Source organism: Cupriavidus nantongensis (genome assembly GCF_001598055.1).
GTDB lineage: Bacteria > Pseudomonadota > Gammaproteobacteria > Burkholderiales > Burkholderiaceae > Cupriavidus > Cupriavidus nantongensis.
Genome location: NZ_CP014844.1, coordinates 105,438 through 126,807 on the forward strand (window position 1 = coordinate 105,438; position 21,370 = coordinate 126,807).

14 protein-coding genes and 2 riboswitches are annotated in these 21,370 nt (G+C 68.6%); of the genes, 8 read left to right on the forward strand and 6 right to left on the reverse strand.

The annotated features are described in order from the left end of the window. Positions 1-12 precede the first annotated feature (12 nt). Positions 13-2,115 carry a UvrD-helicase domain-containing protein gene (locus A2G96_RS00510; RefSeq protein ID WP_062795810.1) on the reverse strand — a complete coding sequence of 701 codons (2,103 nt, stop codon included), beginning with the start codon at positions 2,113-2,115 and terminating at the stop codon, positions 13-15. A gap of 272 nt (positions 2,116-2,387) precedes the next feature. Here A2G96_RS00510 and A2G96_RS00515 point away from each other — a divergent pair, with 272 nt between their 5' ends. The 8 genes from A2G96_RS00515 (at position 2,388) to A2G96_RS00550 (ending at position 11,301) form a co-directional block, all read left to right on the forward strand. Further along, entirely contained in the window at positions 2,388-2,615 is a 228-nt protein-coding gene (locus A2G96_RS00515) for a glycine zipper 2TM domain-containing protein (protein WP_062795812.1), read from the forward strand. Between the two features lie 75 nt (positions 2,616-2,690). Further along, positions 2,691-2,778: riboswitch (glycine riboswitch) on the forward strand. 21 nt (positions 2,779-2,799) lie between these two features. Continuing rightward, a riboswitch (glycine riboswitch) is annotated at positions 2,800-2,924 on the forward strand. A gap of 95 nt (positions 2,925-3,019) precedes the next feature. Further along, complete coding sequence (gcvT, locus tag A2G96_RS00520; RefSeq protein ID WP_062795814.1) at positions 3,020-4,147, forward strand: glycine cleavage system aminomethyltransferase GcvT; 1,128 nt, start codon at positions 3,020-3,022, stop codon at positions 4,145-4,147. 101 nt (positions 4,148-4,248) lie between these two features. Next, positions 4,249-4,629: a glycine cleavage system protein GcvH gene (gene gcvH / locus A2G96_RS00525; RefSeq protein ID WP_018006183.1), complete on the forward strand. Its 381-nt coding sequence runs from the start codon at positions 4,249-4,251 to the stop codon at positions 4,627-4,629. 98 nt (positions 4,630-4,727) lie between these two features. Continuing rightward, entirely contained in the window at positions 4,728-7,658 is a 2,931-nt protein-coding gene (gene gcvP / locus A2G96_RS00530; protein ID WP_062795816.1) for an aminomethyl-transferring glycine dehydrogenase, read from the forward strand. 92 nt (positions 7,659-7,750) lie between these two features. Then, positions 7,751-9,127, forward strand: coding sequence for an L-serine ammonia-lyase (locus tag A2G96_RS00535; RefSeq protein WP_062795818.1), 1,377 nt, complete (start codon positions 7,751-7,753; stop codon positions 9,125-9,127). A gap of 66 nt (positions 9,128-9,193) precedes the next feature. Then, complete coding sequence (locus tag A2G96_RS00540) at positions 9,194-9,931, forward strand: MBL fold metallo-hydrolase (RefSeq protein ID WP_062795820.1); 738 nt, start codon at positions 9,194-9,196, stop codon at positions 9,929-9,931. A 28-nt stretch (positions 9,932-9,959) separates the two neighbouring features. After that, positions 9,960-10,433, forward strand: a complete 474-nt coding sequence (locus A2G96_RS00545; protein ID WP_062795822.1) for an OsmC family protein — start codon at positions 9,960-9,962, stop codon at positions 10,431-10,433. Positions 10,434-10,452: 19 nt separating this feature from the next. Beyond that, positions 10,453-11,301, forward strand: a complete 849-nt coding sequence (locus A2G96_RS00550) for an alpha/beta hydrolase (RefSeq protein WP_082818807.1) — start codon at positions 10,453-10,455, stop codon at positions 11,299-11,301. Between the two features lie 58 nt (positions 11,302-11,359). On the opposite strand, the gene A2G96_RS00555 is transcribed toward A2G96_RS00550, so the two are convergent. The 5 genes from A2G96_RS00555 to putA form a co-directional block, all read right to left on the reverse strand. Continuing rightward, positions 11,360-12,475: a YbdK family carboxylate-amine ligase gene (locus A2G96_RS00555; RefSeq protein ID WP_062795824.1), complete on the reverse strand. Its 1,116-nt coding sequence runs from the start codon at positions 12,473-12,475 to the stop codon at positions 11,360-11,362. Beyond that, on the reverse strand, positions 12,475-13,701 hold the full coding sequence (locus tag A2G96_RS00560; protein WP_062795826.1) for a cation:proton antiporter: 1,227 nt from the start codon (positions 13,699-13,701) through the stop codon (positions 12,475-12,477). The genes A2G96_RS00555 and A2G96_RS00560 overlap by 1 nt, the downstream gene beginning before the upstream one ends. Before the next feature lie 166 nt (positions 13,702-13,867). After that, the gene (locus A2G96_RS00565) at positions 13,868-15,841 is read right to left on the reverse strand and encodes a tetratricopeptide repeat protein (RefSeq protein ID WP_062795828.1); all 1,974 of its coding nucleotides are present in this window, start codon (positions 15,839-15,841) and stop codon (positions 13,868-13,870) included. A gap of 152 nt (positions 15,842-15,993) precedes the next feature. Beyond that, positions 15,994-17,145, reverse strand: coding sequence for a branched-chain amino acid ABC transporter substrate-binding protein (locus tag A2G96_RS00570; RefSeq protein ID WP_062795830.1), 1,152 nt, complete (start codon positions 17,143-17,145; stop codon positions 15,994-15,996). Between the two features lie 180 nt (positions 17,146-17,325). Beyond that, complete coding sequence (gene putA, locus A2G96_RS00575; protein ID WP_062795832.1) at positions 17,326-21,309, reverse strand: trifunctional transcriptional regulator/proline dehydrogenase/L-glutamate gamma-semialdehyde dehydrogenase; 3,984 nt, start codon at positions 21,307-21,309, stop codon at positions 17,326-17,328. Between the last annotated feature and the right edge of the window lie 61 nt (positions 21,310-21,370).

Sequence of the window (21,370 nt, forward strand, 5' to 3'; positions counted from 1 at the left end):
CGAGCGCGCGGCTCAGCCGGCGGCCGCCTTGCCGCTGCCTCCGTTCCCGAGCAGCGCCTTGAGCGCGCCCAGTCGGTCCTTGGGGCTCATCGCCGGAGTCGCGTCGACCGGCGCGGGCGCCTCTTCCAGCTTCATCTCGCCGATAAAGCGCGACGGCTGGCACGAGTAGGTCTCTCGCGCGCGCTTGCGCTTCTTGCACCAGCTGACATGCAGGCTGCGCTGCGCGCGCGTGATGCCCACGTACATCAGGCGCCGCTCTTCCTCGATCTTCTCGTCGCTCATGTCCTCGTCCTCGCGGCAATGGGGCAGGATGCCCTCCTCCACGCCGACCAGGAACACATGCGGATATTCCAGCCCCTTGGACGCATGCAGCGTGGACAGCCGCACCGCGTCGGGGTCTTCCTCGCGGCCCTCGAGCATGCTCATCAGCGCCACGGTCTGGGTCAGTTCGAGCAGGTTCTTGCCATCGCTGCCGAAGCCGTCGGCGGTATCGAAGCCGGTCGCTTCGTCGCCGTCCGCGCCCTCGGGCTTGGTCCCCTTGCGCTTCAGCCAGTCGAGGAATTCCAGCGTATTGGTCCAGCGCGACTGCGCCTGCCGTTCGTCGAAGCTGTCGTACAGGTAGGCCTCGTAGTGGATGCCTGCCATCAGGTCGTCGAGCACCTCGGTGGCCGGGTCCTTGGCCGCGCGCTCGGCCAGCCGCACCATCGATTCGCAAAACACGCGCAGCGGCTCCAGCTGGCGCGGCTGCAGCTTGCCCTCGATGCCGCCCATCATCGCCGCCTCGAACAGCGACACCTTGGCCTGGCCGGCGAAGGTGCCCAGCACTTCGAGCGTGGTGTTGCCAACGCCGCGCCGCGGCGTGGTGATGGCGCGGATAAAGGCGGGATCGTCGTCAGGGTTGGCGATCAGGCGCAGGTAGGCGCAGATGTCCTTGATCTCGGCCTTGTCGAAGAAGCTCTGGCCGCCCGACAGCACGTAGGGGATGCGCTCGCGCCGCAGGATCTGCTCGAACAGCCGCGCCTGGTGGTTGCCGCGGTACAGGATGGCATAGTCGCGGAACTGCGCGCGGCGCTCGAACTTGTGCGCGGACAGGCGGAACACCACCGACTCGGCCTCGTGCTCCTCGTCGTTCATCGGGTGGACGGCGATGGGGTCGCCCATGCCGTGCTCGCTCCACAGCTTCTTGTCGAACAGCTTGGGGTTGTTGGCGATGACGGCGTTGGCCGCTTCCAGGATGCGCACGGTGGAGCGGTAGTTCTGCTCCAGCTTGATCACCTTCAGGTCGGGGAAGTCGGTCTGCAGCCCGCGCAGGTTGTCCAGCGTGGCGCCGCGCCAGCCATAGATGGCCTGGTCGTCGTCGCCCACCGCGGTGAAGGCCGGCGCGCGCAGGTGCGAGCCGCCCGCCAGCAGCTTGAGCAGCTGGTACTGGCAGGCGTTGGTGTCCTGGTATTCGTCGACCAGGAAGTAGCGCAGGCGGTTCTGCCACTTCAGCTGCACCGCTTCATTGCGCGCGAACAGTTCCGCCGGCAGTCGGATCAGGTCGTCGAAATCCACCGCCTGGTACGCGTTCAGCGTGGCGACGTAGTTGCGGTAGACCAGCGCGGCCTGGTGCTCGTCGGCATTGGCGGCCTGCGCGATCGCGGCCTCGGGGTCGACCATGCCGTTCTTCCACAGCGAGATCGTGCTCTGCACGCCGCGGATCAGCTTCTTGTCGGTGGTGCCGAGCTGCTCCTGGATCAGGCCGAAGCAGTCGTCCGAATCCATGATCGAGAACTGCGGCTTCAGGCCGACGTGCTCGGCTTCCATGCGCAGGATCTGCACGCCCAGCGAGTGGAAGGTACAGACCGTCAGCTGCCTGAGCGGAATGCGCTTGCCCTCGCGCGTGGTCTTGCCCTCCATCAGCTTGGCGATGCGCTCCTGCATTTCCTTGGCCGCCTTGTTGGTAAACGTTACGGCGGCGATATGGCGCGGCTCGAAGCCCTTGTCCTCGATCAGATGCGCGATCTTCTGCGTGATCACCCGGGTCTTGCCGGAGCCCGCGCCGGCCAGCACCAGGCAAGGCCCGTCCAGGTAGCGGACGGCTTCGGATTGGGCGGGGTTCAGGCCATGGGTCATGCGGGGCAGGTGTTCGGGGGCGGCAGCGAATCGACAGAAAAACGGGGAAATGCCGGCATCCCGTCACCCGGGCGTGCGGCAAAGCTGCCGATGTTAACACGCGCGCCGCGACGGGTCAGTCAGCGCAAGCCGCGCGCGCGGGCCGGGCTGTGTCACTGGCGTAACACTTCGTAAAGCGCGGAGCCAATGGCATAACGCGACACTCTAAACAGTGTGTCCCCCGGTCCGCCGGATCGCCTGGGCATGCATGAATCATCACATCGGAGCCAACAATGAAAACCCTGCAAACTTTGACCAAGGTGACCCTGATCGGCATGACGGTCGCGGCCTTTGCCGGTTGCGCGGACATGACCCCGAAACAACGTAACACTGCCATCGGCGCGGGTGCCGGCGCGGTCGGCGGTGCCATCCTGACCGATGGCAGCGCGCTGGGTACGCTGGGCGGCGCGGCCGTGGGCGGCGTGATCGGCAACGTCGTCACCGACGACAAGAAGAAGTAAAGCCCGGGCGCGCAGCGGCGGGTACGGGCCCTTTTGCCGTGGTTTGACAAAGACCGGGCCCTCCCGTACATTGCGCGCATCCGACCGGGAGAGCGCGCATCGCCTGCGCCGCCGAAGGGGTATCACCCGAAAACTCTCAGGCACCACGGACCGGTCGGATCGGCATGCAACATGCACACGATGCATGCCGCACTCTGGAGAGCGGCACCCGCCATTCGTGGCGAGCGTGCCCACCGAAGGGGCGCGCGAGGATGGGATCCACCGGATCCGCCTCGTAATCTCTCAGGTATCGAGGACAGAGGGGTCATCCGCCGCAGCGGATCGCTTGCCATATTGGCATAGCGATGGTTGCGGCGGATGGCCCTTTTTTGTTTTCGCCAACCGAGACTGCCCCCGAGGATTCCATGACGCTCCAGGCCACGCCCCTCAACGCTATCCACCGCGCCCTCGGCGCCCGCATGGTCGACTTCGGCGGCTGGGACATGCCGGTCAACTACGGCTCGCAGATCGAAGAGCACCATGCGGTGCGCAACGATGCCGGCATGTTCGACGTCTCGCACATGTGTGTGGTCGACCTCGCCGGTGCCAACACCCGCAGCTTCCTGCGCGGCCTGCTGGCCAACAACGTCGACAAGCTGCAGACGCCCGGCAAGGCGCTCTATTCCTGCATGCTCGACGAGAACGGCGGCGTCATCGACGACCTGATCGTCTATTTCTTTGCCGAGGACCGTTTCCGCCTGGTAGTCAACGCCGGCACCGCGGTGGGCGATATCGACTGGATCCGCGCCCGCAACGACGCCACTGGCAGCGGCGTGACCATCACGCCGCGCCGCGAGGACGTTGCGCCCGCCGGCGTGGAGCCGCTGGCGATCGTCGCGGTGCAGGGGCCCAACGCCCGCGCCAAGGTGTGGAGCACCTTCCCGTCGACCCAGCCTTCCGATGCGCTCAAGCCGTTCAACGCCGTGGTGGTGCAGGATCCCGCCCTCGGCGAAGTGATGGTGGCGCGCACCGGCTACACCGGCGAAGACGGCTTCGAGCTGGTGGTGCCGGCCGCCAGCGTCGCCGGCCTGTGGGAAAAACTGAATGCCGCGGGCGTGCGCCCGGCCGGCCTGGGTGCGCGCGACACGCTGCGCCTGGAAGCCGGCATGAACCTGTACGGCCAGGACATGGATATCAAGGTCTCGCCGCTGGACGCGGGCCTGGCGTGGACGGTCGACCTGCAGAGCGAGCGCGACTTTACCGGCAAGGCGGCGCTGGCCGCGGCCGGATCGCGCCAGCAGTTCCTCGGCCTGATCCTCCGTGACAAGGGCGGCGTGCTGCGTGCCCACCAGAAAGTCATTACTCCCGCCGGTGACGGCGAAATCACCAGCGGCACCTTCAGCCCCACGCTGTCGCAATCGATCGCGTTCGCGCGCCTGCCCGTGGGCGTGAACGTGGGCGACACCGTGCAGGTGGAGATCCGCGACCGCAAACTCAACGCGACTGTGGTTAAACTGCCGTTTGTGCGTCATGGCAAGGCACTCGTGAGCTAAGGGAAAGCCCCCGCTCACCCAACGGTCGCCCTCGCCTGCCGGCAGCGTTGCCGGGCAGGCATCACCCAAACAAGAAACAGATCTGAATCCGGAGAACCTTCATGAATTTCCCCGCTGACCTCAAGTACACCGAGTCGCATGAGTGGGTGCGCGTCGAAGCCGACGGCACGCTCACCATCGGCATCACCGACCACGCACAGGATGCGCTCGGCGACATCGTCTTCCTGGAACTGCCCGAAGTGGGCAAGTCGGTCGGTGCCGGCGACGCGCTGGCCGTGGTGGAATCGGTGAAGGCCGCTTCCGACATCTACGCACCCGTGGCCGGCGAAGTGATCGCCGTCAACGAGGCCGCCACCGCGGCGCCGGAAAGCGTCAACGCCAACGCCTTCGACGCGTGGCTGTTCAAGCTCAAGCCGGCCAATGGCGACGACGTCAACGGCCTGATGTCGGCCGACGCCTACAAGGCCAGCGTCGGCGCCTGATTTTCGTCATTCCCGCGCAGGCGGGAATGACAAGCGAAATTGCAGCGCCGCGGCACGGCTGACCACCTGCCGCAGCGCTTCCCACGAGGTTCTTGCCCATGAACGCCCCGCTGCCCATGAAAGCCGCCCAAGTGAACCGGCCCACGCTGGCCGAACTGGAGGCGCGCGACGCCTTCGCCGCCCGCCATATCGGCCCCGATACCCCCGAGCAGCAGCACATGCTGAAGGTGCTCGGCTATGACAGCCGCGCCGCGCTGATCGACGCCGTCATCCCCGCCGCCATCCGCCGCCGCGACGGCATGCCGATGGGCGAGTTCACCGAGCCGCTGAGCGAAGAGGCCGCGCTGGCAAAGCTGCGCGCGCTGGCCGGCAAGAACAAGGTGCTGAAGAGCTTTATCGGCCAGGGCTACTTCAACACCATCACGCCCGGCGTCATCCTGCGCAATATCTTCGAGAACCCGGCCTGGTACACCGCCTACACGCCGTACCAGCCCGAGATCTCGCAGGGCCGGCTGGAAGCGATGCTGAATTTCCAGCAGATGGTCACCGACCTGACCGGACTCGACATCGCCAATGCGTCGATGCTCGACGAAGGCACCGCCGCGGCCGAGGCGATGACGCTGCTGCAGCGCGTGAACAAGCATGACTCCAATATCTTCTTCGTTGCCGACGACGTGCTGCCGCAGACGCTGGAAGTGGTGCGCACGCGCGCGCTGCCTCTGGGCATCGAAGTCAAGGTCGGCCCCGCGGCCGACGCTGCCGCAGCGGGCGCCTTCGGCGTGCTGCTGCAGTACCCGGGCGTCAACGGCGACATCAATGACTACCGCGCCATCGCCGACGCCGTGCACGCCGCCGGCGGCCTGGTGGTCGCCGCCGCCGACCTGCTGGCGCTGACGCTGATCGCCGCGCCGGGCGAATGGGGCGCCGACGTGGCGGTGGGCAACTCGCAGCGCTTCGGCGTGCCGCTGGGCTTTGGCGGCCCGCACGCCGGCTACATGGCGGTGAAGGATGCGTTCAAGCGCTCGATGCCGGGGCGCCTGGTCGGCGTGACCATCGACGCGCAGGGCAACAAGGCCTACCGCCTGGCGCTGCAGACGCGCGAGCAGCATATCCGCCGCGAGAAGGCCACCTCCAATATCTGTACCGCGCAGGTGCTGCTGGCGGTGATGGCGTCGATGTACGCGGTCTACCATGGCCCGCAGGGCCTGAAGCGCATCGCGCAGCGTGTGCATCGCCTGACCGCGACGCTGGCCGCCGGCCTGCAGGCGCTCGGCTTCGCACGTACCAACGACAACTTCTTCGACACGCTAACGTTGGAGACCGGCTTCCACACCGACGCGATCCACGCCGCCGCCACCGCGCGCGGCATCAACCTGCGCCATGCCGGCGCCACGCGCGTCGGCATCTCGCTGGACGAGACCGCCACCCGCGCCGACGTGATCGCGCTGTGGGAGATCTTTACCCAGGGCAAGCCGCTGCCCGCCGAGGTCGACTTCGACCAGCTCGAGGCCGCCGCGCAGGATGCCTTCCCGCCCGCGCTGGCACGCACCAGCGCCTACCTGACGCACCCGGTGTTCAACACGCACCACGCCGAGCACGAGATGCTGCGCTACCTGCGCATGCTGGCCGACAAGGACCTGGCGCTGGACCGCACCATGATCCCGCTGGGCTCGTGCACGATGAAGCTGAACGCCACCAGCGAGATGATCCCGGTGACCTGGCCCGAATTCAGCCAGATCCACCCGTTCGCGCCGCTGGACCAGACCGTCGGCTACCGCGAGATGATCGACCAGCTCGAGGCCATGCTGTGCGCCGCCACCGGCTATGCCGCGGTCAGCCTGCAGCCCAACGCCGGCTCGCAGGGCGAGTACGCCGGCCTGCTGATCATCCACGCCTACCACGCCAGCCGCGGCGAAAGCCATCGCGACATCTGCCTGATCCCGTCGTCGGCGCACGGCACCAACCCGGCGTCGGCGCAGATGGCCGGCATGAAGGTGGTGGTGGTGGCCTGCGACGAGAACGGCAACGTCGACCTGGAAGACCTGGCGAAGAAGGCCGAGCAGCACAGCAACAACCTGGCGGCGATCATGATCACCTACCCGTCCACGCACGGCGTGTTCGAGCAGGGCGTGCAGCAGATCTGCGAGATCGTGCACAAGCATGGTGGCCAGGTCTATGTCGACGGCGCGAATATGAACGCGATGGTCGGCACCGCCGCGCCGGGGCAGTTCGGCGGCGATGTGTCGCACCTGAACCTGCACAAGACCTTCTGCATTCCGCACGGCGGCGGCGGCCCGGGCGTGGGCCCGGTTGCGGTCGGCGCGCACCTGGCCGACTTCCTGCCCAACCAGGACAGCGTCGGCTATCGCCGCGACGAGCGCGGCATCGGCGGCGTGTCGGCGGCGCCGTTCGGCTCGGCCAGCATCCTGCCGATCTCGTGGATGTATATCGCGATGATGGGCTCGGCCGGGCTGACCGCGGCGACCGAGAACGCGATCCTGGCCGCCAACTATGTCGCCAAGCGCCTGGCGCCGTACTACCCGGTGCTCTACACCGGCCAGCACGACCTGGTCGCGCACGAGTGCATCCTGGACCTGCGCCCGCTGCAGAAGGAAACCGGCATCAGCAACGAAGACGTGGCCAAGCGCCTGATGGACTACGGCTTCCACGCGCCGACCATGAGCTTCCCGGTGCCGGGCACGCTGATGATCGAGCCGACCGAGTCCGAAGCGCTGCATGAACTGGACCGCTTCATCGACGCCATGATCGCGATCCGCCAGGAAATCGGCCGCGTTGCCGACGGCACCTTCGACCGCGACGACAACCCGCTCAAGCACGCCCCGCACACCGCCGCGGTGGTCACCGCCAACGAGTGGACCCACCAGTACACGCGCGAGGAAGCCGCCTACCCGGTGGCGTCGCTGCGCACGCAGAAGTACTGGCCGCCGGTCGGCCGCGCCGACAACGTGTACGGTGACCGCAACCTGTTCTGCGCCTGCGTGCCGGTCAGCGACTACGTGGTGGACTGAGCCGGCACCCCGGCCACAAGCTAAGCTGTACTCAGGGCGCCGCGCAACGCGGCGCCCGCCGGCCTGGTCCGGCGTCAAACTGGAGGCCGTCCGTGGCAGTCAGCGTATTCGATCTGTTCAAGGTGGGCATCGGCCCGTCGAGCTCGCACACCGTGGGCCCGATGCGCGCGGCGCTGATGTTCGCGCAGGGGCTGGAGCGCGACGGCCTGCTGCCGCAAGTTGCCAGCGTGCGGGTAGAGCTGTACGGCTCGCTCGGCGCCACCGGCAAGGGCCACGGCACCGACAAGGGCGTGATCCTGGGCCTGATGGGCGAGGCGCCCGATACCATCGATCCCGATTCCATCGACACGCGCCTGGCAGCCCTGCGCCAGACCCGCGAGCTGTCGCTGCTGGGCCAACACATGGTGCCCTTCGTCGAGAAGGAGCACATCGCCTTCTACCGGCGCGAGGCCATGGCCGAGCATCCCAACGGCATGAAGTTCCACGCCTTCGACAGCAGCGGCGCGAGCCTGCGCGAAGCGCGCTACCTGTCGGTGGGCGGTGGCTTCGTGGTCACTGCGGGTGCGCCCAACACCCAGGTGCTCAACGCCGCGCAGCAGCTGCCGCACCCGTTTCGCAGCGGCAAAGACATGCTGCAGATGGCACAGGACAGCGGCAAGAGTATTGCGCGGCTGATGCTGGAGAACGAACTGACGTGGCGCAGCGAGCAGGAAGTCGTCGACGGCCTGCTGCATATCTGGGACGTGATGCAGGCCTGCGTCGCGCGCGGCTGCCGCACCGACGGCGAACTGCCGGGGCCATTCAAGGTGAAGCGGCGCGCGCCCGAGCTGTACCGCAGCCTGACCGAGCGCGCCGAGCGCACGCTGTCCGATCCGCTCTCGGTGATGGACTGGGTCAACCTGTACGCCATCGCCGTCAATGAAGAGAACGCCGCCGGCGGGCGCGTGGTCACGGCGCCGACCAACGGCGCGGCCGGCATCATCCCGGCGGTGCTGCACTACTACGACCGCTTCGTGCCTGGCGCCAATCGCGAAGGCGTGGTCGACTTCCTGCTGACCGCCGGCGCGATCGGGCTGCTGTACAAGCTCAACGCGTCGATTTCCGGCGCCGAGGTGGGCTGCCAGGGCGAAGTCGGCGTGGCCTGCTCGATGGCGGCCGGCGCACTCGCCGCGGTCACCGGCGGCACCCCGGCACAGGTGGAGAACGCCGCCGAGATCGGCATGGAGCACAACCTCGGCCTGACCTGCGACCCGGTCGGCGGGCTGGTGCAGATCCCGTGCATCGAGCGCAACGCGATGGCGTCGGTCAAGGCGGTCAACGCGGCGCGCATGGCGCTGCGCGGCGACGGCACGCACTACGTGTCGCTCGATTCGGTGATCAAGACCATGCGCGAGACCGGTGCCGACATGAAGACCAAGTACAAGGAAACCGCCCGCGGCGGCCTGGCGGTGAATATCGTGGAGTGCTAGCGGCGGCGCGTCCGCCGGTGCGGAGTATCATGGCGGCGTTCCCCGGCCAACAACAAGAGGACGGCCATGCAGACCTTCCACCAGCTGTTCGACGAGACCTCGTCCACCTTCACCTACCTGCTGATCGACGCTGCCACCGGGGACGCGCTGCTGATCGATCCGGTCGACCACCAGCTCGAGCGCGACCTGCAACTGCTGCAAGCGACCGGCGCCCGCCTGGCGTGGGTGATCGAGACCCATGCCCACGCCGACCACATCACCTCGGCCGGCCACCTGGCGCTGCAGACCGGCGCGCATACCGCGGCACCGTCCGGCTGCGACATCAAGCCGGCACAGAAACAACTGATTGATGGCGATACCGTCGCCTTCGGCAAGCAGGTGCTGCGTGCCATCCATACGCCCGGGCACACCGCCGGCAGCATGAGCTACCTGTGGGAAGAAGCCACCGCCGACGGCATAGTGCGTCGCGTCTTCACCGGCGATGCGCTGCTGATCGACGGCTGCGGCCGCACCGATTTCCAGTCCGGCGATGCCGGCACGCTGTACGACAGCGTGACGCGCAAGCTGTTCGCGCTGCCCGACGACACGCTGGTCTATCCGGCCCATGACTACAAGGGCCGCACCGTGTCCACCATCGGCCATGAGCGCGCGCATAACAGCCGCGTCGCCGGCCGCACGCGCGAGCAGTTCATCGAGATGATGCGCAACCTGAACCTGCCGCGCCCCAGGCTGATCGATGTCGCCGTGCCGGCCAACCAGCGCCTGGGCCTGCGCGACGGCGAAAGCGTGCCGCACGGCGCCTGAAACCCTACCCAACCCCAGGAGTCCCCGCATGTCGACCTACACCGCTGAAGTCCTGTGGCAACGCGACGGACAGGATTTCGCCGGCAACCGCTACAGCCGCCGGCATCTGCTGCGCTTCGACGGCGGCGCCGAAGTGTCGGGCTCGTCTTCGCCCCATGTAGTGCCGCTGCCGATGTCCGATGCCAGCGCGGTCGACCCGGAAGAGATGTTTATCGCGTCGCTGTCGAGCTGCCACATGCTGTGGTTCCTGTCGCTGGCGGCCAAGCAGCGTTTTGTCGTCGACCGCTATCTCGACGCGGCCACCGGTGTGATGGAAAAGAACGCCGACGGGCGCATGGCGATGACGGTGGTGACGCTGCGCCCGCAGGTCACGTTCGGCGGCGGGCAAGAACCGACGCGCGAACAGCTCGACGCCCTGCACCACGCCGCACACGAGGCCTGCTTTATCGCCAACTCGGTCAGGACCGAGGTGCGCTGCGAGCCGGTGTACGAAGGCGCCTGACCGCCGCGGACCCAAGGCCATGCCTACCGGCGTGCTGCCCGTTGCCCCGACACAGGCGGCGCCGCGACGAAGCGCGCGGGCATACGTATCGGGCTGGCTGGCCGCGGCCCTGCTGGGGATTGCCATGATCGCCATGCTGCAGGACCACTTCCTTTATTTCCCCGAACGCGCTGCGGTCGACGACATGGTCTCGCCCGGGCTGCGCGCGTGGCCGGGCCCGGACGACTTCCGCGGACTGGTGGCCGAGCCGCGCGGGCCGGTGCGCGCCACCGTCATGGTGTTCCACGGCAACGCCGGACATGCCGGGCATCGCGACTACTACGCCAGTGCGCTGGCGCCGCTGGGCGTGCGCGTGATCCTGGCCGAGTACCCGGGCTACGGGCCGCGCCCGGGCACGCTGGGCGAGCGCAGCTTCGTCGCCGACGCGGAACAGTCGATCGTGCTGGCGCGGCGCCAGTTCGACGGCCCGCTGCTGCTGATCGGTGAATCGCTGGGGGCGGGGGTGGCGGCGGCCGCGGCGGCACGCCAGCGCGACAGCGTTGCCGGCGTGCTGCTGATCACGCCGTGGGACAAGCTGGCGCACCTGGCCTCGCACCACTATCCCTGGCTGCCGGCCGGCTGGGTGCTGCGCGACCGCTACGACAGCGCGGCCAACCTCGCGGGCTTCGGCCGCCCGGTGATGGTGGCGGTGGCCGAACGCGACACCATCGTGCCGGCACGCTTCGGCGAGGCGCTGCATGCGTCGCTGGGCGAACCGCGCCGGCTGGCGGTGATCGACGGCGCCGGCCACAACGACTGGACCGCGCATGTCGACGCGCGCTGGTGGCGCGACGCGCTGGACTTCCTGCTGCCGCGCCAGCAGCGCTGACGGCGAGGCGAAGCGGCTTTATGCGGCCTTACGTGGCCCTAAGTGGCTTTAAGTGGCTTTACGTGGCCCAGCGCTCGCAGGCCTTGCGCACGGTTTCGCGCTGGCTGCGCGCGTCCGCATCGACCTGGCGCAGCCAGTGCGCGTCGCCGTCGCGGCGCGCGGCCAGCGCGCGGATATTGGCCAGCGCCTCGAGCGAGCCGAGCGCCTCGGCATGCGGCACCAGCGCGTCGCAGATCGACAGGATATGGTCCGCGATCGGCATGCGGGTCAGTTCGTTGGGGTGCACGTACTCGCCCTCCAGCCCGAAGCGGCAGGCCTGGAAGCGGTTGAAGGTGTACACCAGGTAGTCGTCTTCCTGCGGCATGAACGGGCGCGACAGCAGCAGGTAGCGCGCCAGCATCTGGATATACGCGGCGATATCGCAAGCGCGCTGCACCGTCAGCGGCGTGTCCATCACGCGGACCTCGATCGTGCCGAACTCCGGCTTGGGACGGATATCCCAGTAGAAGTCCTTCATGCTTTCGATCACGCCGGTGTTGCGCATCTTCTCGAAGTACGCGGTGAAGGCGTCCCAGGTCAGCAGGAACGGCGCGCGCCCGCTCATCGGAAACGCCGCGACCGAATTCAGCCGCGCCGAGGCAAAGCCGGTATCGACGCCCTGCACATAGGGCGACGACGCCGCCAGCGCGACGAAGTGCGGCACATAGCGGCCGATGGCGTGCAGCAGGAACAGCGATTCGTCGGCACTCGGGCAGCCGATATGCACATGCTGGCCGAACACCGTGAACTGCTTGGCCAGGTAGCCGTACAGCTCGGAGATGTACTGGTAGCGCGGCGAATCGGAGATGGTGCGGTCCGACCATTGCTGGAACGGGTGCGTGCCGCCGCCGGCAATGCCCAGGTTCAGCGAGTGCGACGCCGCCACCATCAGGTCGCGCATCACGGTCAGCTCCTGCAGCGCCTGCTGGTAGCTGTGGCAGATGCCGGTGCTGATCTCGATCATCGACGGGCTGATTTCGGGCTTGATGTCGCCGGCATGCTCGGCGCCCTTGAGCGCGCGCAGCAGGTCGGGCGCGAACGGCGCCAGGTCATAGTCATGCCGGTTGACCAGCTGCAGCTCCAGCTCGACGCCGAAGGTCAGCGCCTCGGATTGCTTGAACGGTTCGAGCGACATCAGCGCCCTCCTCCATTGGCCCGGATATCGACGCGGACTTCGCCTGCGTAGCGCAGCGCCCAGGCCGCGATCACCGGACCGAAAAGTTGTTCGATGGCCAGCGCGCACAGGATGATGGCTGCCAGCGGCTGCCCGGTGCCCGGATACAGGCGCGCGACGTCATGCATCAGCAGGTAGGCCAGGCCCGACATCGGCGCCAGCGCCAGCCCCAGCGCCATGCACTGGCGCAGGCTCAGGCCCGAGAACGACCCCAGCGAGACCACCCCGGCCAGCTTGGCCACGTGGCGCAGCACCACCAGCGCGATGGCGTAGACGCCGCCCACGGCCCAGTCCTGCGCTGTCAGCGGCAGGCCCAGCGACACCACCATGACGATGATCAGCAGGCTGCCGGCGCTGCCGAAATGCGGCGGCCATACGTGCGGCTGGTCGTCCTGGTGCTTGAACACCACGCCGGCCAGCATCAGCGTCAGCGGCATCGACAATTTTAGTACCCGGGTCAGCGCCAGCGTGAACAGCACCAGGCCCACCAGCACCAGGAAGCTGTAGTGGTCGTCGGCCGACATGCGGCCGTAGATGGCATGGCCCAGCTTGCCCACCATCCACGCCAGCAGGCACGAGCCCACCAGCAGGTACAGCGGATGCAGCAGCGCGGCGCCGAGGTTGCCGTATTCCGAATGCAGCCAGCCGGTGGCGACCTGCACGATGGCGGCGGCATAGATGCTGTTGAGCGCGGCCATGGCGAGCAGCCGCTCGGTGACCTGCCCGTCGGCGCGCAGCTCGTTCTTGAGCTGCAGCACGATGGTGGGCGAGGTGCTGACCGCGATGCCCCCGGCCAGGATGGCCACGCCGGGCGAGGCGCCGATCCACTGCAGCACCGCCGCCACCAGCCCCCAGGTCAGCAGGCTCTCGAAGGCGCTGGTCAGCAGCAGCCAGCGGTTGGCGCGCAGCCAGGTCAGCGAGAGTCGATGCCCGAGCTCGAACAGGGCCAGCGCCAGCGCCATATCGATCAGGATACGGGTCTGGTTGATCATGTTCTCGTCGACGATGCCGCGGCCCAGCATGCCGGCGCACAGCCCCGCCGCGGCGTAGCCGACGATACGCGGGCAGCGCAGCCAGCGCCGGCTCAGCTCGCCCGCGAGGCCGGCGCCGACCAGGGCCAGGCCGACCCAAAAGAGGCCGCCGGGCGCGAGCGGGAGGCTAGGAAAAAGTTGGCTCAGTCCATTCATGGCGACATGGTAATGTAAGCACTTCACAATCCATGTCAGTGATTGTCCGACACCGCACCAAACGCGCGCCTTATTTCGGTCATCTTCACGTAAAAAACGCCATCTGCGGATGGCGTTTTTTACATACCTTACATCTTCAGCCGATTCGCAGGCTGCGAGAGACGTTTCAGACGCCCCACACCTTCCATACCGGGCGGGTGGCCTTCAATGCCGTCTCGACCTGCCCATACAGCGTGCGTGTGGCGCCCTGCGCGGCCCCGCGGGCGCGCGCCTGGTCGAAATAGCCCAGCGCGGCTTCGCGCTGGCCCTGGCCAATCGCGGACTGGACCGCGCGCAGGTACACCTCGGCGTCCCAGTCGTCACGCACGGCGAAGGCCGCGACCAGGTCCGCCAGCGCGGCATCGTGGCGGCCCATGGCGTTGTGCACCAGGCCGCGCTGCACGCGCGGGCCGGCCTGGTCCTGCGGATCGCCCTCGGTCAGCGCCACCGCCTGCTCGAACAGCGGCAGCGCGCGCTCGGGTTCGCCCAGCTCGCGCCAGACCTGCCCGAAACGGTTGTATAGCCACGCATCCTCGACCAGCAGCGCGCGGCGCTGCTGCGCTTCGATCTCGGCCAGCGCATCGGTGCGGTCGTGCTCATCCATGCTGGCCATCCGGCTCTGCAGCAGCGCGGCATAGTAGGCGCGCGCATGCGCCATCGGGTGCGCGGCCTCGCTGCGGGCTTCCACCGGCAGCGCGTCCAGGCGCGCATCCATGTGCGCCATCGCGGCACGCGCGGCCTCGGTCGGCTCGGCGCCGCCGAGCGCCTTCCAGGCGGCGATCATGCGGCTGAAGGCCCAGGTCACGTCGGCCGGGTTGCGCTCGAGCGGGTAGCGGTTGAGCACCTCGCCGGCGAGTTCCGCTACCTTCTGGTGCCGGCCCGCGTCGGCGTGGCAGTCGAGCAGGTCGATCCAGTGCTCGATGAACTCGCTCGCGGCCATGCCCTGGCGGTGCAGCGCGATGCGCTCGTCGGCATGCGCGGCGTCGGCCGGCAGGCTGCGCGCCAGCAGCCGGCACAGCAGCGAATAGACATGGGGATCGGCATTGCCGCCATGGCCGGCGGCATCGCCCTGGCCGGTGGCGAAATACTGGTCGAAGCGCGCCACGCCCGCGCGCCCGGCCTGCACCAGTTGCGGACGCAGCACGGCTTCGGCGGCGGGCACGTCGTCGATGAATTCGCCCAGCGCCATCGCGGCGCGGTAGTAGCCGGCGCCGTCGTCGCACTGGTCGGTCAGCGTGAAGCGCAGCCACGGCTCGCGCTCGGCCGGCGCGGTGCCGACATTGCCGTCCCCGCGCTGCGCCAGCTGGTAGCGCCAGGCCAGCTCGCGCACCTGGCTCTGCGGGTCGGGCACCTGGCGCAGGTAGACGCCGAGGTCGTCGAGCGCGCCTTGCAGGTCGCCGGCGCCATGGCGCAGCGGCGCGCGCAGTCGGCGCGCCTCGGGGTGGTCGGGGTGCTCGGCCAGCACGCGCGCGGCCTGGTCGGCGGCGACGGCATCGCCGGCGGCGGCATCGAGCTCCAGCAGATGCGGGTTGTCCAGCGCGACCCGGCCCAGGCAGACCCGCATCAGCGGCTCCGCCGGCGCGCCGGCGGCGTCGGTGCGGGCGATGTAGTCCGACACCAGCGGCGCGATATCGTCGGCGCCCAGGTCGGGGTTGCGCACCATCAGGTCGTACCAGTAGCGCGCCGCGCCGGCGATGTCGCCCAGACGCAGCGCCGCCAGGCCGGCGTGGAAATGCGCGGCCCATTCGCCCGTCAGCAGGCCGCTGCGCTGCGCCGCCTCGTGCAGCCACGGGCGGGCCTCGGCATCGCGGCCCAGGCTCATCAGCATGGCGCCGTAGCGGTGCGCGATCACGCCGCGCGAGACCCAGCGGTGCGGCGGCTGCAGCGGCAGCGTGTCGAGCCGCGCCAGCGCCTCGTCCAGCACCGCCAGCGCGGCACCGGCGTCGCCGTTGTCAAAGTGCAGCCGCGCCCGCAGCGTGACGAAATCCACCACCTCGGGGCGCGCCAGCGACAGCTGGTCGGCAATCTGCAGCGCTTCGGCGAAGCGCCCCTGGTTGGCAAGCCCGATGGCGTGGTCGTAGCTGGCTTCCTGCTCGGACACGTACTGCTCCTATGGATTGAAAAAGTGCGAGTGCGGGATTATGCGCCAATGGCGGGGATCGGTTATCTGGTCAGGCCCGGCGCCGGCGCCCGCAAAGAAAAAACGCCGCCCGCAGGCAGCGTTCTTCCCATGCGCCAGGCGCGGCCGGCGGCTTACTTGCCGCCCACCGTCTCCAGCACCGTCCACTTGCCGCCCACGACCTTGTAGACCGTGATGCCGCCGTCCTTCAGGTCGCCGCGCGCGTCGTACGCCAGCGTCTTGGTGGTCACGCCCTGCATGTTGGTCGCGGCCAGCACCGGCAGGTAGCGTGCCGGGTCGGTCGAGCCGGCCTTGACCATCGCCGTCATCATCGCGGTGGCGCCGTCATAGGCGTACGGCGAATAGGTCTGGACCTTCGAGCCGAAGCGCTTCTCGTACTTTTTCTCGTACGCGGCGCCGCCGGGCATCTGGTCCAGCGGCAGGCCGGCCAGCGACACCACGGTGCCCTCGGCGGCCGGGCCGGCGAGCTTCAGGAAGTTGTCGGTCTTGGACATTTCGCCCGACACCAGCGGGGCCTTGATGCCCAGTTCCTTGACCTGCTTGGCCATCGGCGCGGACTGGGTCTCGGCGCCGCCGTAGAAGATGATGTCCGGGTTGCTACGCTTGATGTTGGTCAGCACGGCCTTGAAGTCCACCGCCTTGTCGTTGGTGAACTCGCGGCGCACGATCTTGCCGCCGGCGGCCTTGGCGGCCTTTTCGAACTCGTCGGCCAGGCCCTGGCCGTAGGCGGTGCGGTCATCGACGATGGCGATGTTCTTCGCGCCCAGCTTCTTCACCACGAAGGCACCGATCACCGAACCCTGCTGGGTGTCGGAGGTCATCATGCGAAAGGTGGTCTTGAACCCTTGCCTGGTGTATTCCGGCGCGGTCGCCATGGCGATCTGCGGAATGCCGGCGCGGTTGTAGACCATCGACGCCGGGATGGTGGTGCCCGAGTTGAAGTGGCCCAGCATGCCCTGGATGCCGTTATCGACCAGCTTCTGCGCGACCACCGAGCCGGTCTTGGGATCGGCCTGGTCGTCTTCGGAAACCAGCACGAACTTGACTTCCTTGCCGCCGATCTTGGGCTTGGTGGCGTTCATGTCCTCGATCGCGAGGACGATGCCGTTCTGCATGTCCTTGCCGTACTGGGCCTGGCCGCCGGTCATCGGGCCGGCATAGCCCAGCTTGATTTCCTGCGCCTGCGCGAACGCGGCGGAGGCGGCGGTCAGGCCGGCCAGGGTCAGGGCAACGGTCATTGCCGTCTTGTGGAAGGTCGAGCTCATCAGATCTCCTTGGGTCCCAAATGGTGCCGATGTGGTGCCGATGCGGTATCCATGTGGTGCCGCTATCGGCAGTTGTATTGCGGCGCGGCCTGGCAGTGCCGCGCCGTGCTTTCCCTGCGCAGCTGGGCGGGATCGCCACCCTCGCCGCGCGCTTCGACATGACGCCGTCCGAGGATTGCCTCAGCCGATCGTCATCAAACTGGCATTGCCGCCCGCGGCCGCGGTGTTGACCGAGAGCGAGCGCTCGATCAGCAGGCGGTCGAGCGCAATGTTCCGTTCACCCTGCGCCAGGCCCTGCACGCCGATGATCGGGCCGGGACGCGCCGCGATCTGCTCGCACACCGTGCGCAGCTGGTCCGAATCGCCGTGGTGCAGCACCGCATCAATTGCCGTGTCCGCCGCGGTCCAGTCGGCCACCATGCGGACGCGCGATTGTACGCCCTTAGGCAGGCGCGCAAACAGCCCCCGGCCGACAGGGTTTTCCAGCCATACCGCCTCGGCGCCGACGGTCAGCACGGCACCCAGCTGCAGCGCCAGGTCGGCCTCCTGCGCGGCCAGGCACAGCACCCGCTCGCGCGCCAGCAGGGTGTAGGTGTTGCGCTCGCCGGTGGGCCCGGCCAGCGTCACCGCCAGGCCCGCGGCCGAGGCCTCGGCGAAGCGCTCGCACGCGGCCGCGACCTCGGGCAGCTCGCGGCGCGCCCACTCGCGGAAGGCCTCGGTGGCGCGCACGGCTTCGTCGTCCGGTCCCACGGTCTGGGCGCCGCCGGCTGCGGCATTGACGTCGGCCGCGCGCACGCTGCGCGCCACCGCGTCCTGCGGGCAGACCGACAGCAGCCGGTGCAGGTAGAGCGGGCCGCCCGCCTTGGGGCCGGTGCCCGACAGCGCCTCGCCGCCGAACGGCTGCACCCCCACCACCGCGCCGACGATATTGCGGTTCACATACAGGTTGCCCACCCGGGCCCTGCTGACGATAAACGAGATGGTCTCGTCGATGCGGGTATGGATGCCCAGCGTCAGGCCATAGTTGGTGCCGTTGATCTGGCTGACCATGGTATCCAGCCCCGCGCGCGGGAAGCGCACCACGTGCAGCACCGGGCCGAAGACCTCGCGCTTGAGTTCCTCGATGCTGTCCAGCTCGATCAGCGTCGGCGGCACGAAGGTGCCATGGCGGCAGCTGGCGCCCTGCGCCGCATTGGGGTCGGCCTGGTGGACGCGGCGGCCCTTGGCGCGCATCGCATCGATATGGCGCACGATGCCGGCGCGCGCCTCTTCGTCGATCACCGGGCCGACGTCGGTCGACAGGCGGTCCGGGTTGCCCATGTTCAGTTCCTGCATCGCGCCCTTGAGCATTTCCAGCACGCGCTCGGCCACGTCCTCCTGCAGGCACAGCACGCGCAGCGCCGAGCAGCGCTGGCCGGCCGAGTCGAAGGCGGAGTTGAGCACGTCGCCGACCACCTGCTCGGCCAGCGCCGACGAGTCGACGATCATCGCGTTCTGGCCGCCGGTTTCGGCGATCAGCGGAATCGGGCGGCCGGCGGCGTCGAGGCGCCCGGCGACATTGCGCTGCAGGATGCGCGCGACCTCGGTCGAGCCGGTGAACATCACGCCCTTGACGCGGGCGTCGCCCACCAGCGCGGCGCCGACGGTCTCGCCGCGGCCCGGCAGCAGCTGCACCGCGCCGGCCGGCACGCCGGCCTCGCGCAGCAGCTTGACCGCGGCGGCAGCAATCAGCGGGGTCTGCTCGGCGGGCTTGGCCAGCACGGGGTTGCCCGCCGCCAGCGCGGCGGCGACCTGGCCGGTAAAGATCGCCAGCGGGAAATTCCACGGGCTGATGCAGACCACCGGGCCCAGCGGGCGATGGGTCTCGTTGTCGAAGCCGCGGCGCACCTCGGCGGCGTAGTAGCGCAGGAAGTCCACCGCCTCGCGCACTTCGGCGATGGCATTGGAGAAGGTCTTGCCGGCCTCGCGCATGATGATGCCCATCAGCGACTGCATCTGGGCTTCCATCAGGTCGGCGGCGCGTTCCAGCGCGGCGGCGCGCACGTCCGGCGGTGTCGCCTGCCAGATCGGCGCGGCATTGACCGCGGCCTGCAGCGCGACGTCGACCTCGGCCTTGCCGGCTTCGGTGACATGGCCGACCACGTCGCGGTGATCGGCCGGATTCAGTACCGGCGTGGTGATGGCATCGGCGGCGCGCGCCACCTCGGCGCCCAGCATCGGCTCGGCGATCAGGCGCTCGCCGGTGCCGGCCAGCAGCGCCGACGACAGCGACGCCAGCCGATGCTCGTTGGCCAGGTCGATGCCGGCCGAGTTGGGCCGGCTCTTGCCATACAGCGTGCGCGGCGACGGGATGCGCGGGTGCGGCAGGCCGAGCACGCCTTCGTCGCGGTGCATGGCCTCGACCACGGCCACCGGATCGGCGACCAGTTCATCCAGCGAGATGGTGTCGTCGGCAATGCGGTTGACGAACGAGGTGTTGGCGCCGTTCTCCAGCAGCCGGCGCACCAGGTAGGCCAGCAGCGTTTCATGCGTGCCGACCGGCGCGTAGATGCGGCACGGCCGGTTGTACTTGCCGTCGGCGGTGGGGCCCACCACCTGGTCGTAGAGCGGCTCGCCCATGCCGTGCAGGCACTGGAATTCATACTGGCCCGGGTAGTAGCTGTGCCCGGCGATCTGGTAGATGGCCGACAGCGTGTGCGCGTTGTGCGTGGCGAACTGCGGGTAGATCGCGTCCGGCACCGACAGCAGCTTGCGCGCGCAGGCGATGTAAGACACATCGGTGTAGACCTTGCGCGTATAAACCGGATAACCTTCCAGCCCTTCCACCTGGGCGCGCTTGATCTCGCTGTCCCAGTAGGCGCCCTTGACCAGGCGGATCATCAGGCGGTGGCGGCTGCGGCGGGCCAGGTCGATCAGGTAGTCGATCACGAACGGGCAGCGCTTCTGGTAACCCTGCACCACGAAGCCGATGCCGTTCCAGCCGGCCAGCTCGGGCTCGAAGCACAGGCGCTCGAGCAGGTCCAGCGAGATCTCGAGGCGGTCGGCTTCTTCGGCGTCGATATTGATGCCGATGTCGTACTGGCGCGCCAGCAGCGTCAGCGACTTCAGGCGCTCGTACAGTTCGCCCACCACGCGCTCGTGCTGCGCGCGGCTGTAGCGCGGGTGCAGCGCCGACAGCTTGATCGAGATGCCCGGGCCTTCATAGATGCCGCGGCCGCGCGAGGCCTGGCCGATGGCGTGGATGGCCTGCTCGTACGAGGCCAGGTAGCGTGCCGCATCGGCCTCGGTCATGGCCGCCTCGCCCAGCATGTCGTAGGAGTAGCGGAAGCCCTCGGCCTCGTAGCGGCGCGCGTTGGCCAGCGCCTCGGAAATGGTCTCGCCGGTGACGAACTGCTCGCCCATCAGCCGCATCGCCATGTCCACGCCCTTGCGGATCAGCGGCTCGCCGCCCTTGCCGATGATGCGCGTGAGCGCCTTGGTCAGGCCCGATTCGGTATGGGTGGCGACCAGCTTGCCGGTCAGCAGCAGGCCCCAGGTGGCGGCGTTGACGAACAGCGACGGGCTCTGGCCCAGGTGCGACTGCCAGTTGGCGCCGCTGATCTTGTCGCGGATCAGCGCGTCGCGGGTGGCCTTGTCGGGAATGCGCAGCAGCGCCTCGGCCAGGCACATCAGCGCCACGCCTTCCTGCGACGACAGCGAGAATTCCTGGATCAGCCCCTGCACCAGGCCTTCGCGCCCGGTACCCACCTTTTGCTCGCGCAAGCGCGTGGCCAGGGCCTTGGCCATCTTGATCGCGGCCTCGGCCTGCTGCTGCGGCAGGCGCGCCTGCTCCAACAGCACCGGCACGCAATCGGTTTCCGGGCGGCGATAGGCCGAAGTGATGGCGGCGCGCAGCACCGACTGCGGCTGGATGCTCTGCGCAAATTCCAGGAACGGCTGCGGCGCACCGTCGGCATGGAGCGCATCCGCGCCGTCGCTGCCTTCGCCGTCGGCCCCGGCCGCGCCGGCTTCGTACGGCATGTGGCCGCGCTCGATCTGCTCGAGGTAGCAGAAGATGGCCTGCTTGATCAGCCAGTGCGGGGTGCGGTCGATGGATTGGGCAACGCGCTTGAGGCGGTCGCGCGAGGCATCGTCGAGCTTGACGCCAAGGGTGGTGGTGGCCATTGCGGGCAATTCTCCGAAAGACTGGAGCCGCCGCCGGTGCTACCTCGTCCGAGCCGACAGG

Excerpts from the sequence above, each read along its gene's own strand:
- A2G96_RS00550 (WP_082818807.1), top strand. The coding sequence starts at position 10,453 with ATGCCTACCGGCGTGCTGCCCGTTGCCCCGACACAGGCGGCGCCGCGA.
- putA (WP_062795832.1), bottom strand. The coding sequence starts at position 21,309 with ATGGCCACCACCACCCTTGGCGTCAAGCTCGACGATGCCTCGCGCGAC.
- A2G96_RS00555 (WP_062795824.1), bottom strand. The coding sequence starts at position 12,475 with ATGTCGCTCGAACCGTTCAAGCAATCCGAGGCGCTGACCTTCGGCGTC.
- A2G96_RS00515 (WP_062795812.1), top strand. The coding sequence starts at position 2,388 with ATGAAAACCCTGCAAACTTTGACCAAGGTGACCCTGATCGGCATGACG.
- gcvP (WP_062795816.1), top strand. The coding sequence starts at position 4,728 with ATGAACGCCCCGCTGCCCATGAAAGCCGCCCAAGTGAACCGGCCCACG.
- gcvT (WP_062795814.1), top strand. The coding sequence starts at position 3,020 with ATGACGCTCCAGGCCACGCCCCTCAACGCTATCCACCGCGCCCTCGGC.
- A2G96_RS00540 (WP_062795820.1), top strand. The coding sequence starts at position 9,194 with ATGCAGACCTTCCACCAGCTGTTCGACGAGACCTCGTCCACCTTCACC.
- A2G96_RS00570 (WP_062795830.1), bottom strand. The coding sequence starts at position 17,145 with ATGAGCTCGACCTTCCACAAGACGGCAATGACCGTTGCCCTGACCCTG.
- A2G96_RS00545 (WP_062795822.1), top strand. The coding sequence starts at position 9,960 with ATGTCGACCTACACCGCTGAAGTCCTGTGGCAACGCGACGGACAGGAT.
- A2G96_RS00510 (WP_062795810.1), bottom strand. The coding sequence starts at position 2,115 with ATGACCCATGGCCTGAACCCCGCCCAATCCGAAGCCGTCCGCTACCTG.
- gcvH (WP_018006183.1), top strand. The coding sequence starts at position 4,249 with ATGAATTTCCCCGCTGACCTCAAGTACACCGAGTCGCATGAGTGGGTG.
- A2G96_RS00560 (WP_062795826.1), bottom strand. The coding sequence starts at position 13,701 with ATGAATGGACTGAGCCAACTTTTTCCTAGCCTCCCGCTCGCGCCCGGC.